Annotated in this window: 13 protein-coding genes; 10 read left to right on the top strand and 3 right to left on the bottom strand. The window is 42.3% G+C overall.

What is annotated here, in order from left to right:
* The first annotated feature begins 732 nt into the window (after positions 1-732).
* Together GFB47_RS09185 and yaaA are read left to right on the top strand one after the other, a co-directional pair.
* On the top strand, positions 733-2,178 hold the full coding sequence (locus GFB47_RS09185) for an alanine/glycine:cation symporter family protein (RefSeq protein WP_153448203.1): 1,446 nt from the start codon (positions 733-735) through the stop codon (positions 2,176-2,178).
* Between the two features lie 260 nt (positions 2,179-2,438).
* Complete coding sequence (gene yaaA / locus GFB47_RS09180) at positions 2,439-3,215, top strand: peroxide stress protein YaaA (protein ID WP_153447712.1); 777 nt, start codon at positions 2,439-2,441, stop codon at positions 3,213-3,215.
* A 117-nt stretch (positions 3,216-3,332) separates the two neighbouring features.
* On the opposite strand, the gene srmB is transcribed toward yaaA, so the two are convergent.
* On the bottom strand, positions 3,333-4,568 hold the full coding sequence (srmB, locus tag GFB47_RS09175; protein ID WP_153447711.1) for an ATP-dependent RNA helicase SrmB: 1,236 nt from the start codon (positions 4,566-4,568) through the stop codon (positions 3,333-3,335).
* A gap of 97 nt (positions 4,569-4,665) precedes the next feature.
* Positions 4,666-5,373 (bottom strand): tRNA1(Val) (adenine(37)-N6)-methyltransferase, encoded by a 708-nt coding sequence (locus GFB47_RS09170; protein ID WP_153447710.1) that lies wholly within the window; start codon positions 5,371-5,373, stop codon positions 4,666-4,668.
* A 299-nt stretch (positions 5,374-5,672) separates the two neighbouring features.
* Between GFB47_RS09170 and brnQ the strand changes: the two genes are divergently transcribed.
* On the top strand, positions 5,673-7,019 hold the full coding sequence (brnQ, locus tag GFB47_RS09165; RefSeq protein WP_153447709.1) for a branched-chain amino acid transport system II carrier protein: 1,347 nt from the start codon (positions 5,673-5,675) through the stop codon (positions 7,017-7,019).
* 367 nt (positions 7,020-7,386) lie between these two features.
* Here the strand turns inward: brnQ and fldB are convergent, their stop codons facing one another.
* Complete coding sequence (fldB, locus tag GFB47_RS09160) at positions 7,387-7,905, bottom strand: flavodoxin FldB (protein ID WP_153447708.1); 519 nt, start codon at positions 7,903-7,905, stop codon at positions 7,387-7,389.
* 132 nt (positions 7,906-8,037) lie between these two features.
* Between fldB and xerD the strand changes: the two genes are divergently transcribed.
* The 7 genes from xerD to GFB47_RS09125 all read left to right on the top strand — a co-directional run bounded on the left by xerD (position 8,038) and on the right by GFB47_RS09125 (position 16,456).
* The gene (gene xerD, locus GFB47_RS09155) at positions 8,038-8,943 is read left to right on the top strand and encodes a site-specific tyrosine recombinase XerD (protein WP_153447707.1); all 906 of its coding nucleotides are present in this window, start codon (positions 8,038-8,040) and stop codon (positions 8,941-8,943) included.
* A gap of 54 nt (positions 8,944-8,997) precedes the next feature.
* Positions 8,998-9,780, top strand: coding sequence for a bifunctional protein-disulfide isomerase/oxidoreductase DsbC (gene dsbC, locus GFB47_RS09150; RefSeq protein ID WP_225874262.1), 783 nt, complete (start codon positions 8,998-9,000; stop codon positions 9,778-9,780).
* Positions 9,780-10,121 carry a N(4)-acetylcytidine aminohydrolase gene (gene yqfB / locus GFB47_RS09145; RefSeq protein WP_218619083.1) on the top strand — a complete coding sequence of 114 codons (342 nt, stop codon included), beginning with the start codon at positions 9,780-9,782 and terminating at the stop codon, positions 10,119-10,121. The genes dsbC and yqfB overlap by 1 nt, the downstream gene beginning before the upstream one ends.
* 74 nt (positions 10,122-10,195) lie before the next feature.
* Complete coding sequence (recJ, locus tag GFB47_RS09140; RefSeq protein ID WP_153447706.1) at positions 10,196-11,995, top strand: single-stranded-DNA-specific exonuclease RecJ; 1,800 nt, start codon at positions 10,196-10,198, stop codon at positions 11,993-11,995.
* A 126-nt stretch (positions 11,996-12,121) separates the two neighbouring features.
* A protein-coding gene (gene prfB, locus GFB47_RS09135; protein ID WP_153447705.1) for a peptide chain release factor 2 occupies positions 12,122-13,220 on the top strand; the annotation gives its coding sequence in 2 pieces (ribosomal slippage) (positions 12,122-12,196 and positions 12,198-13,220; 1,098 coding nt in all).
* Positions 13,221-13,295: 75 nt separating this feature from the next.
* Positions 13,296-14,819 carry a lysine--tRNA ligase gene (gene lysS, locus GFB47_RS09130; RefSeq protein ID WP_153447704.1) on the top strand — a complete coding sequence of 508 codons (1,524 nt, stop codon included), beginning with the start codon at positions 13,296-13,298 and terminating at the stop codon, positions 14,817-14,819.
* Between the two features lie 290 nt (positions 14,820-15,109).
* Positions 15,110-16,456, top strand: a complete 1,347-nt coding sequence (locus GFB47_RS09125; RefSeq protein WP_153447703.1) for a sigma-54 dependent transcriptional regulator — start codon at positions 15,110-15,112, stop codon at positions 16,454-16,456.
* Positions 16,457-16,487: the final 31 nt, after the last annotated feature.

The following is a 16,487-nucleotide window of genomic DNA, read 5'->3' as shown; positions in this document are numbered from 1 at the left end:
TTATCCCAGACAAACACCTTAAACCTAATGCTTATTTGGAGAGTTATAGATACCACACTTTTGAAAAGCTTAACTTTGAACTATTTCTCATTTGTTTCTAAATAATGAAATTTTCATGTCATTCTGCAAAGACTATCAAACTTTTTGAAGGTGAGGTTAAAAAGTGACCACTTGGTTGTGTTTATGTAAAATTAAATCTCATTAATAACCCTGATAATTGTTAATATTTCGTTACCAATATCAATTGGAAGGAATAGTGATTTTTTGTTAGGTGGTTCTGTTGATGACATGGTTCGAAGTAATTTATGCAAAGTTAAAAAGGCCTTGTTTCATTGGTGGTTTTTTAGGTCGAAGTCAGATTGTTATATTTGAATAGCAACAGATAACACATCTCTAAAGATTAGGGTTTAATGCCATTTTTATGATTATTTACCGACTAAATATATTGAATACTTAGGTTTCGATAGCAAAATAACGCATAGTTATGAAATTAGATTCATATTGATTTTTGACGCTTAGCCCTGCATTATCCTGCTGGTCATTATATTTCTCTGCCGATCTTATATTGATATAGACTGATGAGCGTTTGAGTGTCGGCATCGAGGGAAAGTTTGGTGTCAGGGTTTTACCTTTTGTGATTATGACAAGATTATAAAGATAAAAGGTAAGACAGAAGGAACCTACCAATGAGTGGTGGGGGTGAATGTTGTCATAAATTTATGTGAGGTTTACGTGACGGATCTACTTGGGTTAGTAAACGGTCTTCTTTGGGGATCGATCTTAGTGTATTTATTGGTTGGGGTGGGGGTGTTCTTCACTGTTCGTCTTGGCTTTATTCAATTTCGCCACTTCGGCCACATGTTTTCGGTTTTAAAGCATAGCCGTAAAGCCGACAAAGATGGTATATCTTCCTTTCAAGCTTTTTGTACTAGCTTAGCCGCGCGTGTCGGTACCGGTAATATGGCCGGTGTGGCAGTCGCGCTTATGGTGGGTGGTCCCGGTGCTATTTTCTGGATGTGGTTGATTGCCATGGTCGGTATGGCAACGGCATTCGCAGAAAGTACTTTAGCTCAGCTTTATAAAACCCCCGGTGAAGATGGTGTTTACCGTGGTGGTCCAGCTTATTATATGGAAAAAGGCCTAGGCATGCGTTGGATGGGGACTTTATTCTCTGTCTTTTTGATCATTGCTTTTGGTTTGGTATTTAATGCGGTGCAATCTAACTCGATTGCTGCGGCTATGCATACTGCTTTCCATTGGGATAAAACCATGGTTGGTGTTGTATTAGTGCTGCTGTCTGGTTTTGTTATCTTTGGTGGTATCCGTAAAATTGCACGAACTGCCGAACTGTTAGTGCCGATTATGGCGATTTTCTACTTAGTGCTCGCTGTATTCGTTATTATCATGAATCTTGATAAAGTGCCTGCCGCATTTGAGCTTATCTTTAAGAGTGCTTTCGGTCTGCAAGAAGCCGCCGCAGGTGGTGTTGGTTATGCGGTTATGAACGCAATTAAAACCGGTGTTGCTCGTGGTTTGTTCTCCAACGAAGCGGGTATGGGTTCTGCGCCTAATGCTGCCGCCGCCGCTACGCCATACCCTCCACACCCAGCATCGCAAGGTTATGTGCAAATGCTAGGTGTATTTGTTGATACTATTGTTATTTGTACTGCTACCGTGTCTATCATTTTGTTATCGGGTGAATATGTTCCTGGTATGCAAATGGATGGCATCGTATTAACTCAGAATGCATTGAGCTCTCAAGTTGGCGAATGGGGTAAAACCTTTGTGGCGATTGCGATTTTCTTCTTCGCATTTACTTCAATTATTGCTAACTATTCTTATGCTGAAGGTAACATTGTCTTTATCTTCAAAAAATCACAGCATGCAAAAAATATCTTCCGTGTGATGGTGTTAGGGATGGTAATGTTCGGTGTGGTAAAAGATGCGCCAACCATCTGGGCATTGGCCGATGCATCAATGGGTTTAATGGCGATTGTTAACTTGGTGGCGATTATTTTGCTATCGGGTATCGTGATTAAACTGGCAAAAGATTACAACAAACAACTGGATGAAGGTAAATTACCGACGTTCGATGCCAATGATTTCCCTGAATTGAAATCACAAATCGAACCAGGTGTTTGGGGTACAGAAAAGAAAAAAGAATCCGCTAAGTTGTAATAACCCACGCAGATGAGACTAATAGAGAAAACCGTACAGTGATGTGCGGTTTTTTTTGTTATATTGATAACCATTGAATTTGAGAATGAATAATTATAGTCATTCGATGGGATCTTTGGTCCATTTGAACATGCCGAAAAGACGCGACTCTACCCTTGGACACTTGAAAAAGACCGTCCATGGCCTTTGACTCTTTTCTCTATGCTCAATATTGGCAGAGTATAAAACCCCTTGGATTGATATCAAAGGACGGACAAATTATGTTGATCTTGGTTTCCCCGGCAAAGACGTTAGATTACGACTCACCTTTATCCACGCGTAAGCATACCCAGCCAGAGTTTATTTCACACTCTGCACAACTGATCGATGTGTGTCGCAAGCTTTCACCACAAGACATTTCTGGCTTAATGAAAGTTAGTGATAAAATTGCTGGTTTGAATGTGGCGCGCTTTGAGCAGTGGAGCGACCACTTTGATTTTGATAATGCTCGCCAAGCCATTTTTGCTTTTAAAGGCGATGTTTATACGGGGTTGGATGCGACCAGCTTATCCGATGCTGAGCTTGACTATGCTCAATCGCACCTGCGAATGCTTTCCGGTTTGTATGGTTTATTAAAGCCGTTAGATCTGATGCAACCGTATCGTTTGGAAATGGGCACTCGCCTGGCTAATGAACGTGGTACTAACTTGTATCAATTCTGGGGCGACATTATTACCGAGGCGGTTAATCAAGCGCTACAGGCACAAGGGGATGATTTTCTAATTAATCTTGCTTCGAATGAATACTTTAAAGCCGTGAAACCAAAGAAAGTGACAGGCCAGATCATTACGCCGGTGTTTAAAGATTGCAAAAATGGCACTTATAAAGTGATCAGCTTTTATGCCAAAAAAGCCCGCGGCATGATGGCGCGTTATATCATCGAGAATAAGGTTTCATCATTAGCGGATCTAAAAGAATTTGATGTCGCAGGTTATTATTTTGTTGAGGCTGAATCGAGCGCGACCGAATTGGTGTTTAAGCGCGAAGAGCAGAAGTAGCACAAGCTGTTCGATTAAGCGTGCTATTCCAACGAATCAATGGCCATAAAAAAAGGGAGCAAATGAATGCTCCCTGTTTAGATTTGTCTTTAGTGCTACTGAACTGAGATCAGCGGACTATTTCTTTTTCTTCTTCACGGCGGTCTTTTTCTTAGCTGCCGCAGCCGCTTTAACTTTCTTTTTATTTTTCTTCTTCAGCGCCGGTTTTTTGTGCTCAGGGCGCATCTCTTTAATGTAGCGTTCTTTGATTTCTTCTTGAATGTAGCGCATCACACGTTCAATCATTTCTTGGTCGTGGGCTTCAACAATAGAAAGAGCATTACCTTTTTTACCAGCACGAGCTGTACGGCCAATACGGTGTAAATAGACATCGGCGCTGCGCGGCATGTCGTAGTTGATCACATGGCTGACGTCGGGTAAATCGATACCACGCGCGGCAACATCGGTAGCTATAAGGACATTGACTTCACCATCACGGAAACGAGAAATCGCATTGTTACGACGATCTTGTGGCATTTCACCTTGGATCCATGAACAGACAATTTGCGCGCTTTCTAATTGCAGGCGCAATGAAGCAAGACGTTCACGAGTTTTCACAAAAATAATGGTGCGTTCAGCTTGCTCGGTTAAAATGTGCTTTAACATCGAGAACTTGTGCTGAGGTGAATCTGCACGGTGATACCATTGAGTGATCTTCTTGCGCTCACGACGAGAAGGATCCGCTTCTAGTTTTACTGGGTTTTTAAGTAGGTCTTCAGTAAAACCTTCCACCCCACGGCCTTCTAAAGTCGCAGAGAAAAGTAAGGTTTGTTTACGCCAGCGACATTCAGCCGATAGACGGTCAACCACAGGACCAAAGCCCATATCCAGCATGCGATCGGCTTCATCTAAAATTAGCCATTCAATCGCACGGCAATCAAAGCGCTCAGATTCAATGTACTCCATTAAGCGACCCGGAGTTGCTACCACGATATCTTGTGTGGTCGCCAAAATATCGGCGTGCTCTTCGTACATCACACCACCAGTAATGGTGAAGACATTCAAATTAGTATTTTTTGCCAGTGTGCGAGTTTGATCGGCAACCTGCATCGCCAGTTCGCGAGTTGGGGTTAAGATCAAGATACGAGCGGGGCCTGCACGTTTGCGCGGAAAGTCTTGCAAGTATTGCAGCGCAGGCAGTGCAAAGGCAGCTGTTTTACCGGTACCGGTTGGCGCAGAGGCAAGAATATCTTTGCCATCAAGTGCTTGCGGAATAGCTTCAGATTGAATTTGAGTTGGACGTTCAAAACCCATATCTTCAATAGCAGAAATAAGGTTTTGGTCTAGTTCGAGTTCAGCAAAAGTTCTGATCACGTATATTCTCCAGCAAGCTTGTGGTTATGGATGTTACCACTCGCAATAAATAGGGATGGTAAAACGGTCGCGCATTATACACCCAAAGTCTTAAAAATTACATCTTTAAGTAAAAGGCTTTAGTGAGATCAATAAACGCTTCACTGTAACCACTGTCTTGATGAATAGTTAATTCGCTTTGTTGAGTCTCACTGGGGCTAAGGCTTAATTCGAATAATACACGATAACTGGTTTTTTTTAGCGTGGTATGAACCAAGCATAACCGGCTTAAATACCAACCTTGCGATTGAGCTAATCCAATAAAAGCGAGCCCTTCGACTTTAGGTAAGATAAAACTGGCGCGACCTTCGCAAGTTAACCATGTTTTGCAAGCCGTTAATAATGCGTGATGAGACAAGGTGAGAGTATGACGAGCTTGCGCGCGAGCCTGATGTTGAGTGGCCTCTCCGCTGGTGAAATAGGGCGGATTACAAATGATACGGTCAAATTGTTGCTTTAAATCGGCGTGGGTAATATCCGTTTGCTGCACTTTAAGTCGCTGATGCCAAGGGCTTTGCTCGGCATTATAGCGCGCAGCGCACACGGCCCCCTCGTCAATATCAACGGCGGTGATTTGGCTTTTGTCACTGCGTTGGGCACACATCAAGGCGAGTAAACCGGTGCCGGTGCCAATATCTAAAATCTTATGTTTATCATGTAATTGGATCCACGCACCGAGCAAAACCCCATCGGTACTGACTGCCATTCCAGATTGGCCACCGCAAATTGAAAATTGCTTAAAGCTAAAATCTTTCGTCTTATTCATGGTGTTAATACTTCCACTAAAACTAGCTGTAAATGCTATTGATTACTCATTAATTGGTCTTTTGTTTTGCTACGGTTATGTATTTGTTTACTTATTGTTAAGCATTAAACGCTGCCAATTTACTAATTAGCCAGTTTAACGAACTGGTTTGTGGTTAATAACTTGTTATATTATGGTGTTTTTGTTGGATCTATTGCGCATCTTGTACCTTTTGGTCATTATCTTATCATTATGCAGTTGATTGGGTTGTTCTACTGAATCGAATCTTAGATGTACTATTATTTTATTAAGGGGTTATTTTGAACCAGAAGTTAAAAATAACGGATGTTATTGCCTTAGGCTTTATGTTGTTTGCCTTCTTTCTTGGCGCTGGCAACATTATCTTCCCACCGCTTGCAGGTCAACTGGCGGGCGATCACGTTATTCCGACCATGGTGGGTTTTTTGATCACGGCGGTTGGCCTCCCTCTACTGGGTATTATTGCAATTGCCTTGGTCGGTGGTGGTTGGGATAAACTGACTCAAGATCTACCAAAGAAAACCGCAACTATTATCGCGGTGTTGTTCTTTATTATTATTGGTCCTGCGTTTGCTGCGCCTCGTACAGGCTTAGTAGCGTATGAAATGGGCATTAAACCCTTTTTAGATGTCCCGTCACAAACACAATTAACGCTCTTTTCAGTTCTGTTTTTTGTGGTTGCGATGTTTTTTGCTTGGTCACAAGGGCGATTACTTGATGTGATAGGTAAAGTGCTGACGCCAGTATTATTTATTGGTTTAGCCGTGTTATCTGTGATGGTGTTTTTAAACCCGCAAGGGGATATTTTAGCCGCCCAAGCCAGCTACATTCAGCAACCCTTTAGTACTGGTTTCCTTGATGGTTACAACACCATGGATACTTTTGCCTCTTTGATGTTTGGTACCTTGATCATTGAAGCGCTGCGCAGCAAAAAAATCACTCAAAAAGCGGCGGTAACGAAATACGTTATCTATGCTGCCTTTATTGCGGCGGCAGGTTTAGCATTAGTGTACATCTCATTATTTTACTTAGGCGCGACCAGTAATTCGATTGCTTCTGGTTTGGATAATGGCGGTGCAATCTTAAGTGTTTATGTACAAGCGTTATTTGGCACTGAAGGTCAGTTAGTGTTGAGCACCATTGTATTATTGGCATGTTTAACCACATCGATAGGTTTGATTTCGGCTTGTTCGGATTACTTTAGTTCATTAACGCCAATCAGTTATAAAGTTTGGGTTGTGGTAATTGGTTCTGCTTGTGCGCTTGTGGCGAATGTTGGACTGACACAATTAATCGCGCTATTTGTGCCGGTCTTGTTTGCCTTGTATCCGGTTGCGATTGCGATTGTATTTTTGACCTTGGTGCGTTCTCGTTTACCAAACCGTGCATTGGCGTATCGTAGCGTGGTGTTGATTTCGCTGCTGTTTGCGTTAATCGATGCTGCTAAAGCGGTTAATATTGATGTGTCGGCACTGAACTTCTTACCATTATTCGATTATGGTATGGCATGGATGTTACCAACGTTGGCGGCAATCATGTTTATGCTAATAGTGCCGAAAAAGGTAGATCAAGGCGAGACTGAATTGTCAAACCAAGCAGACAATAACGTTGAGTTTGAAGCGTTGTAATTAGCTTGGCAATGAACGGATAAAAACAATAAAGGCTGAGCTATCTTACCGATGACTCGGCCTTTTTTATTTTATAATCGATAAGATAAAAGCGAGCTCCCGTATCTTCTTCGCTTAGGCTCATGTACGGGATGACGAGAGAGGTGTGTGTTTTTGCAATCAATCATAGCGATAACAGGGTGTTATACCAATTTCATAAATTGAATGATCGTTCAAAATTGAGTACAGAGAAAAGTGTCAAAGGCCATGGATGGCCTTTTCTCAAGCGACCAAGGACGGATCAGCGTCTTTTCGGCGTATTCAAATTGATCAAATATTAAATAGAATTGATATTAAGCTGTCATTAAGCGAAGACAATGTGCAACATTTACAAACTATCGTAGTACTCAACTAAGATCTGTTCACACCAAGTGGCAATCCGTTCATCAGTTTGTTCATACTGAGAGTCTTCATCTAGCGCTAAACCGACAAAGAATTTTTTGTCTTCGGTCAGGGCTTTCGATTGCTCAAATTGATAGCCTTGATTAGGCCAGTAACCTAAAAATTGGCACCCTGTGGCTTGTAATTCATCATGCAATAAACCCATCGCATCTAAGAACCATTCGCCATAACCTTCTTGATCGCCGAGTCCAAATAACGCGACCTGTTTATCTTTGAGGGTTAGGCCATCAAGTTGGTCCCACACCGCGCTCCAGTCTTCTTGAATTTCGCCAAAATCCCAAGTGGAAATCCCCAGAATAAGCAGTTCGTAATCTTGCAAGGTCGAGACTGGCGTATCTTTGATATTGTAGATATCCACCAACTCTTCACCAATAATGGCGCGAATTTTTTCTGACACCATTTCGGTGTAGCAAGTGCTGGAGCCGTAAAATAGACCAATTTTCATAATGGTATCTTTGCAAGTGAGGAATAAAATTGACTGCTATTCTAACAAACATCGAAGCAAAAAGGGTGGTAATTCGCAATCGGCTGCCGTACTCTCGCTAGCATTAAAATAATGTTATTGATGAGGTTGTAAATGGAGCCCAAACAAGCGGAGTTAATCGTCGTTGAGAGCTTTATTGATGCTATTTGGCTAGAGCGTGGGCTGTCGGAAAATACCTTACAATCCTATCGCCATGACCTTGATCGTTTAATCGGTTGGATGATGCCGTTATCATTAACGTGGAACTCGATTCAGCATGCTGATTTGCAGGATTATCAAGCATGGCTGGTTGAAAAAGACTACAAACAAACCACTCGTGCTCGTATGTTGTCGGCGATCCGTCGTTTCTTTCAATATTTAACCCGTGAAAAAATTCGCGCCGATGATCCAAGTGCCTTGCTCTTGATGCCTAAACTGCCTAAGCGTCTGCCTAAAGATCTCTCCGAGCAACAAATTGATGATCTATTGATGGCGCCAATTGTGGAAGACCCGATTGAGCTGCGTGATAAAGCGATGCTGGAGTTACTTTATGCTACCGGTTTACGTGTTACTGAGTTGATAAGCTTGACGATGGAAAACATGAGCTTGCGTCAGGGCGTGGTGCGGGTGATTGGTAAAGGCGGCAAAGAGCGTTTAGTGCCAATGGGTGAGAACGCGATTGAGTGGATTGAAACCTTTCTCGAACAAGGTCGCCCTGCATTATTAGGCGAAACCAGTTCCGATGTGGTGTTTCCCAGTAAGCGTGCTCGCCAGATGACCAGACAAACTTTTTGGCATCGGATCAAGTTTTATGCGGTGCATGCTGGCATTGATACCGAAACCTTATCTCCCCATGTTTTGCGTCATGCTTTTGCCACACATTTACTAAATCATGGTGCGGATCTCAGAGTAGTACAAATGCTACTCGGTCATAGTGACTTATCCACCACACAAATTTATACTCATGTCGCAACCGAGCGATTAAAACAAATTCATCAACAACATCACCCACGAGCGTGATACTGTTGTTATTTATAGCCACTTTTATTTTTATTTCAATTTTTAAGGTGAATCATGCGTTATTTAGCATTTATGCGTAACGGTTTTATTGTTCTTCTTTCTTGCTTAGCGTTAACGGCGCAAGCGGCTGATGCTCCCGTTTCTGACAGTCACGTCACTGATAACCAGACCGCTGGAACTCATATCGATAAACAAGAAATTGCCTCTCGTTTTGGTAAGTTAGGTTTAGTGCCTACTTCAATTCAAGCATCACCAATTACTGGGTTAGCGGAAGTGACCACAGAGCAAGGGATCTTCTATGTCACGGCTAATGGTGATCACTTTTTGCAAGGTAAAATGTACGGATTAGATAAAGACGGTAATTTCACCGATTTAATGGCAAAGAAATACGCCAAAATGCTCGAGAAATTTGCAGGCGACATGATTGTCTATAAAGCTAAAAATGAGAAATATGTGGTGACGGTATTTACCGATATCACTTGCGGCTATTGTGTGAAGCTGCATAAAGATATGCAAGCGTATAATGATTTAGGCATTACGGTGCGTTATATGGCATATCCGCGCCAAGGTCCACGCAGTGAAGTGGCAAATTCAATGGCCAAAGTATGGTGCGCCGATGATCGAAAAGCGGCATTGGATGCGGTGAAACTTAATCGCAACTTTGATTTTGACAGTAAACATTTAACTCAGTGCCAAGATATGATCGCCAAGCAATACGCCTTTGGAGCGTTAGTTGGTATTACCGGAACCCCAGCCATTTTGTTACCGAATGGTCAGTTAGTGGGTGGTTACTTACCGCCAAGCCAATTGATTCAAGCATTAGAGTCAATGAAATAATGGCTAAGTCTGCTCCTATCATTCCGACTACCATGACGTTTTTTGCCCGCTTTGAAGCCGATATTTTAGCGGGTAAGAAAACCATTACTATTCGTGATAAAGCCGAAAGCTATTATGTTCCTGAGAGCATTGTGACGGTATCGACACTAGAGCAAGGTCGGGAGTTTTGTCAGTTACAGATTGATTCGGTTGAAGCGATTCAATTTTGTGACTTGAGTGAGTTTCACGCACAGCAAGAAAACATGACTCTGACTGAGCTTAAAAATGTGATCCGCGATATTTATCCCGATCTGGATGCTTTATATGTGATCCATTATCATTTGATCCGCTCTTTAGCCTGAGCGGTTTTTCATTTTTGAGCCATGATTAATAAATCTATCGTTAAATCAATCGCCAATAAAGAAGCCGATTACTTATGACCGCCATTGTTCGCCGCCCAGATGTAGACCTTTCACTCCTACCAGAGACGATTCCCGCTTTGCTGCGTCGCTTGTATCTCAATCGTAATATTAGTGATGAAAAGCAATTAGAAAAAGGCGCAAAAGGACTGCATTCTTATCAATCATTGCACGGTATTAGCTTGGCGGTTGAGTTGCTGTTTGAAGCAATTAAAACCCAGCAACGCATTATTGTGGTAGGGGATTTTGATGCTGATGGCGCCACCAGTTCGGCGTTATCGGTATTGGCGATCCGTATGCTAGGCAGCAACAATGTTGATTACTTAGTGCCAAACCGATTTGAAGATGGCTATGGCTTAAGCCCTGAAGTGGTTGATCAAGCGATTGAACTTGGTGCACAAGTGATCATGACGGTCGATAACGGCGTGTCATCGATTGATGGTGTCGCTTATGCTAAGCAAAAAGGTTTAATGGTAATAGTGACCGATCACCACCTGCCTGGCCATGAACTGCCGATCGCCGATGCGATGGTCAATCCTAATTTGCAACAATGTCAGTTTCCCTCAAAAGCGTTGGCAGGGGTCGGGGTGGCGTTTTATTTAATGTTAGCCCTGCGCGCGCACATGCGTGAACTCAATTGGTTTGTCGAGCAAAATATCCCTCAACCCAATCTAGCTGAACTGCTTGATCTGGTAGCGCTTGGTACGGTGGCCGATGTGGTGGCGCTGGATGAAAATAATCGCATTTTAGTGCATCAAGGTTTGCAACGTATTCGCGCCGGTAAAGGTCGGCCAGGAATTCAAGCGTTAATTGAAGTCTCGAAACGCGATGCGAAAAAATTAGTCGCGTCAGATTTTGGTTTTGCATTAGGCCCAAGGCTTAATGCGGCCGGTCGATTAGAAGATATGTCGTATGGCGTAGAATTACTACTAAGCAATAACATTCATGCCGCCAGACAAATGGCAAGTGAATTGGACGGCTTAAATCAAATGCGACGTGAAATCGAGCAAAGCATGAAACAAGAAGCGATGGCTTTTTGTGAACGTTTGTTAAATGGTAAAGATTGCTTAGCCAAAGATAGTCAATTGCCGTATGGCGTAACGCTATATCAAGCCGATTGGCATCAAGGCGTGATTGGTATTTTAGCTTCGCGGATCAAAGATGAATTTTATCGCCCAGTGATCGCCTTTGCTGATGGTGGCGAAGATAACCAAGGTCGGGCGCTAATTAAAGGGTCTTGTCGCTCGATTTCCGGATTACACATGCGTGATGTACTGGATCGGATTGATACCCAAAACCCAGGCGTGATCCTTAAATTTGGTGGTCATGCGATGGCGGCAGGCCTTACTATTAAACGCGATCAATATGCGCATTTTAGTCAATTATTTGATCAAGCGGTACGAGCTGAATTAGATGAGTCGGCGCTTAAAGGGGTGATTTTATCCGATGGTGAATTACAGCCTGAAGAGTTCTCAATGGACACCGCCGAAATTTTGCGTGCTGGTGGACCGTGGGGACAAGCCTTTCCAGAGCCGATATTTGATGGCGAGTTTAAATTACTCAATCAAAAACTGGTGGGCGAAAAGCATTTAAAGATGATGGTTGAGCCGATATTTTTAGATCCAGAGACATTGCAACCACTGGGCAAAGGGCGCAGTACCAGCATCATGATCGATGCGATTGCGTTTAATGTTGATTTACGCCGTTGGCCAGATGCTTCGGTTAAAACGGTACATTTAGCCTACAAGCTTGATATCAATGAATTTCGCGGCAATCAATCGCTGCAATTAATGGTCGATCATTTAGAAGCCAAATAAGAGCCAGTTTGGCATCGATAGTGCTTAACAAAATACCTGTAAAGTTCAAGTGATATTAGGTAGAATTGCGCGGTTATCTCGATCTTAAAGATAATCCCAATTTTCTAATTTTAGCGATGAGCCCAAATGTTTGAAATCAATCCTATCAAAAACCGCCTTCAAGACGTTGCCGAGCGCACACACGTTTTGAGGGGGTACCTTTGACTATGATGCTAAGAAAGAGCGTCTAGAAGAAGTCAACGCAGAACTTGAACAACCCGATGTTTGGAATGAACCACAACGAGCACAAGCGCTTGGTAAAGAGCGTGCCGCACTAGAAGCGGTCGTCGAAACCATAGATCTACTCGATCAAGGTGGTGAGGACGTTGAGGGTTTACTCGAACTGGCGGTTGAAGAAGACGATCAAGAAACCTTCGATGAAATTGAACCAGAGTTGAGCGAGCTTGAAACTAAGCTAGAAAAGCTAGAGTTTCGCCGTATGTTTTCCGGCGATCACGATCCATCAGATTGTTATATCGATCTGCAATCAGGATCTGGCGGTACCGAGGCGCAAGATTGGACTTCAATGATGCTGCGTATGTATTTACGTTGGGCTGAATCCAAAGGTTTCAAAACCGAAATTATTGAAGTATCAGATGGTGATGTAGCAGGCCTAAAAGGTGCAACCGTTCGTATTTCAGGTGAATATGCTTATGGTTGGTTGCGTACTGAAACTGGCGTGCATCGCTTAGTGCGTAAGTCGCCGTTTGATTCTGGTGGCCGTCGTCATACTTCATTTGCTTCTGCATTTATCTATCCAGAAATTGATGACAACATTGAGATCGACATTAATCCATCCGATCTGCGTATTGACGTTTACCGTGCTTCCGGCGCGGGTGGTCAGCACGTTAACACCACAGAATCTGCGGTTCGTATTACCCACGTTCCAACTAACCTTGTGGTTCAATGTCAAAACGATCGTTCTCAGCATAAGAACAAAGATCAGGCAATGAAACAAATGCGCGCTAAATTGTTTGAGTATGAATTACAAAAACAAAATGCAGAGAAGCAAGCCAGCGAGGATTCTAAATCTGATATCGGTTGGGGCAGCCAGATCCGCTCTTATGTATTAGATGATTCACGCATTAAAGATTTACGCACTGGGATCGAAAATCGTAATACTCAAGCAGTATTAGATGGCGATTTAGACAAATTTATTGAAGCAAGTTTAAAGTCAGGTTTATAACTGGTTAAACAACTTGCGGCACCACAGAATAATGCTCAGATAGAGCGTACTAATTTTATTAATTAAGGGCACCTGATGACTGAATCAACTAGCCAAGACCAAATTGATGTAGCAGAAGAAAATAAACTGATCGCAGAGCGTCGTAGTAAACTTGACCACATCCGCAAAGCTTGTAAAGCCAATGGTCACCCAAATGATTTCCGTCGTGAAAATCTAGCGGCAGATTTACAAGCTGAATTTGGCGAAAAAACCAAAGAAGAATTGGTTGAGCTTAATTACATTGCAGCCATCGCCGGTCGTGTAATGGCAAAACGTGGTCCTTTCCTTGTGATCCAAGAAGTGTCTGGCCGCATTCAAGCGTACGCTGCTAAAGACGTGCAAAAAGATCTTAAAGAAAAATACCAAGGTCTTGATATCGGCGACATCATTGGCGTAAAAGGCACGTTGCATAAATCAGGCAAAGGTGATCTTTACGTTAATATGGAAAGCTACGAATTGCTGACGAAAGCACTGCGTCCACTGCCAGAAAAATTCCACGGTTTAACTGACCAAGAAATGCGTTACCGTCAACGTTATGTTGATTTGATCGTAAACGAAGATTCGCGTAATGCGTTTATCATTCGCTCTAAATTAGTAATGGCGATCCGTAACTTCATGTCTAAGAAAGCGTTCTTAGAAGTGGAAACCCCAATGATGCATGTGATCCCTGGTGGTGCAACTGCGCGTCCATTTATCACTCATCATAATGCGCTTGATATTGATATGTACTTACGCGTTGCTCCTGAGCTTTACTTGAAGCGTTTAGTGGTAGGCGGTTTTGATCGTGTATTTGAAATCAACCGTAACTTCCGTAACGAAGGTTTATCGCCACGTCATAATCCAGAATTCACCATGATGGAATTCTACATGGCGTACGCTGATTATAACGATCTAATCGATCTTACCGAAGAAATGTTGAGCACAGTGGCGGTTGAAGTTCTGGGCGATACCTCAATGCCTTACGGTGAAGAGCGTGTTGAGTTCGGTGGCAAATATGCCCGCATGACCATGATCGATGCGATCAAACATTACAACCCTGATCACGCTGATATTGCCAACTTAAATGAAGAAACGGTAAAAGATCGTGACTTTATGGTTAAGATCGCGAAATCTGTGCATGTTGAAGTAGAAACTTTCTGGACTTGCGGCCAACTGCTTGAAGAGATCTTTGGTGAGACAGCTGAACCTCAGTTAATCCAACCGACTTTCATTACGGGCTACCCAGCGGATATCTCGCCTCTTGCTCGTCGCAGCGATTCAAACCCATTCTTTACCGATCGTTTTGAATTCTTTATTGGTGGTCGTGAAGTGGCTAATGGTTTCTCTGAGCTTAATGATGCAGAAGATCAAGATGCCCGCTTTAAAGCGCAAGTGGATGCGAAAGATGCTGGTGATGATGAAGCCATGTTCTACGATGCCGATTACATCAATGCGCTAGAGCACGGTTTACCACCAACAGCAGGACAAGGTATTGGTATTGATCGTTTAGCAATGCTATTTACCAATACGCATACAATTCGCGACGTTATTCTATTCCCTGCGATGCGTCCACAACAATAAAGTAAATTACGGACTTCGTCCTTATTTACATAATTGTTATTTAATAAATAAAACCCGTCTCTATGGCGGGTTTTTTAGATCTCAGCAATAACGGATACATTCTATTATCAGAATAATGTTAATTCGATGGCAGAAATGCGATTAAATTTTAACTTGTCTCATTAATGATACAAACAAACTTTTATTTAACGATATAGTGATGGCTTTTATAACAGCATAAAATGCTACTGATAAATTAGGTAATACTACGATTGGTATCAGTACCCGTTCAAGGATGAAAAAAAAGTATTATGGAACGCCAGTTTAAAATAGGTATTATGCCTGGATCTTTAATCACAATTGGAGGCTCAGCTGAAACTTGGTTTGATTCAATTCAACAAACTGGCTGGATGTGCCATCGATGTGATGATCTAAGATTGGCACAACAACAATTAGAGCAACTTGGCCCATGCATTGGCATTATTGATTTGTGCCAAGAAAATTTAAGTTTAAATGCCATTTCTTGCTTGGTTAGCACCAATAAACAAGTGCGTTGGATTGCCTATATTAAAGAGAGCCAATTAAATTCAGATCCTGTTCGCCAATTTATTGTCAATTATTGTATCGACTTTTTCACTTCACCAATGCCTGAAAAACGATTACTTAATTGTATCGGCCATCAATTAGGGATGCTTAAATTAGAGCAAAAAGTATGGCCAGATAATCCATTAGATCAGCAAGTTAGTTTAATTGGTGACTCATTACCGATGAAGCGACTGCGTGAGCAAATTAAACGTATTGCGGTGACTGATGCGTGCATTATTATTTCTGGCGAGCAAGGTTCAGGTAAAACAATAGTTGCGCAATATATCCACCAATATTCTTCACGCAATAAAGGTCCGGTGGTGGTGGTTAACTGTAGTGCTTTACCCGAGCAACGGCTGGAACAAGAGGTCTTCGGTCACAATAGAACCCACACTACTGGCTATATTGATTGTGAGATCGAGAAGGCAAAAGGCGGCACCTTGATTTTTAAAAATGTCACCGCATTACCTTTGTCTCAACAAAAACACCTGCATAGCTTGCTCAGTGCTAATCATTTAGGGTCCTCGCAAACGATAGAGTCAAATGATGTGCGTATTCTCGCCACAACCCATAATGATATCGAACAGTGCGTGCGTGAGAATACTTTTTTGTCTGAATTATTTTTCAGCCTTAATGTATTAAAAATTTATGTTCCACCGCTAAAAGAACGTTGCACCGATATCAATTTACTCGCGCAATATTATCTGCAACAAAATAGTCGTGAATATAATTCCCAAGCAAGGACATTATCAAATAACGCGGTCAAACAACTGACCCAATATCATTGGCCTGGTAATGTGCGTGAATTAAGTAATCAAATCAAGCGAGCAGTATTAATGTCGGAAGGGACAATCTTAGATGTGCATCATTTGGATCTTCCAAGCCGATTAACCAAAAAACGTAATTTGCGTACGATTCGAGAAGATTCGGAACGTAATGCTTTGATTTATGTATTGGAGAGTCATAACGGCCAAATATCACCTGCGGCTAAAGAATTAGGCGTATCAAGAGCCACCATGTACCGATTACTCGGAAAACATAATGTGGCAGTTGAAAATAAAAGTTTGGCTTAAGTCTTAATTCTGGGGTGAATAAAAAGGTAGA

The sequence above is a fragment of the Vibrio algicola genome (assembly GCF_009601765.2).
In the GTDB taxonomy this organism is placed as follows: domain Bacteria; phylum Pseudomonadota; class Gammaproteobacteria; order Enterobacterales; family Vibrionaceae; genus Vibrio; species Vibrio algicola.
Note: the sequence above shows the minus strand (reverse complement) of the source record. Positions and strands in the feature narration are given on the sequence as shown.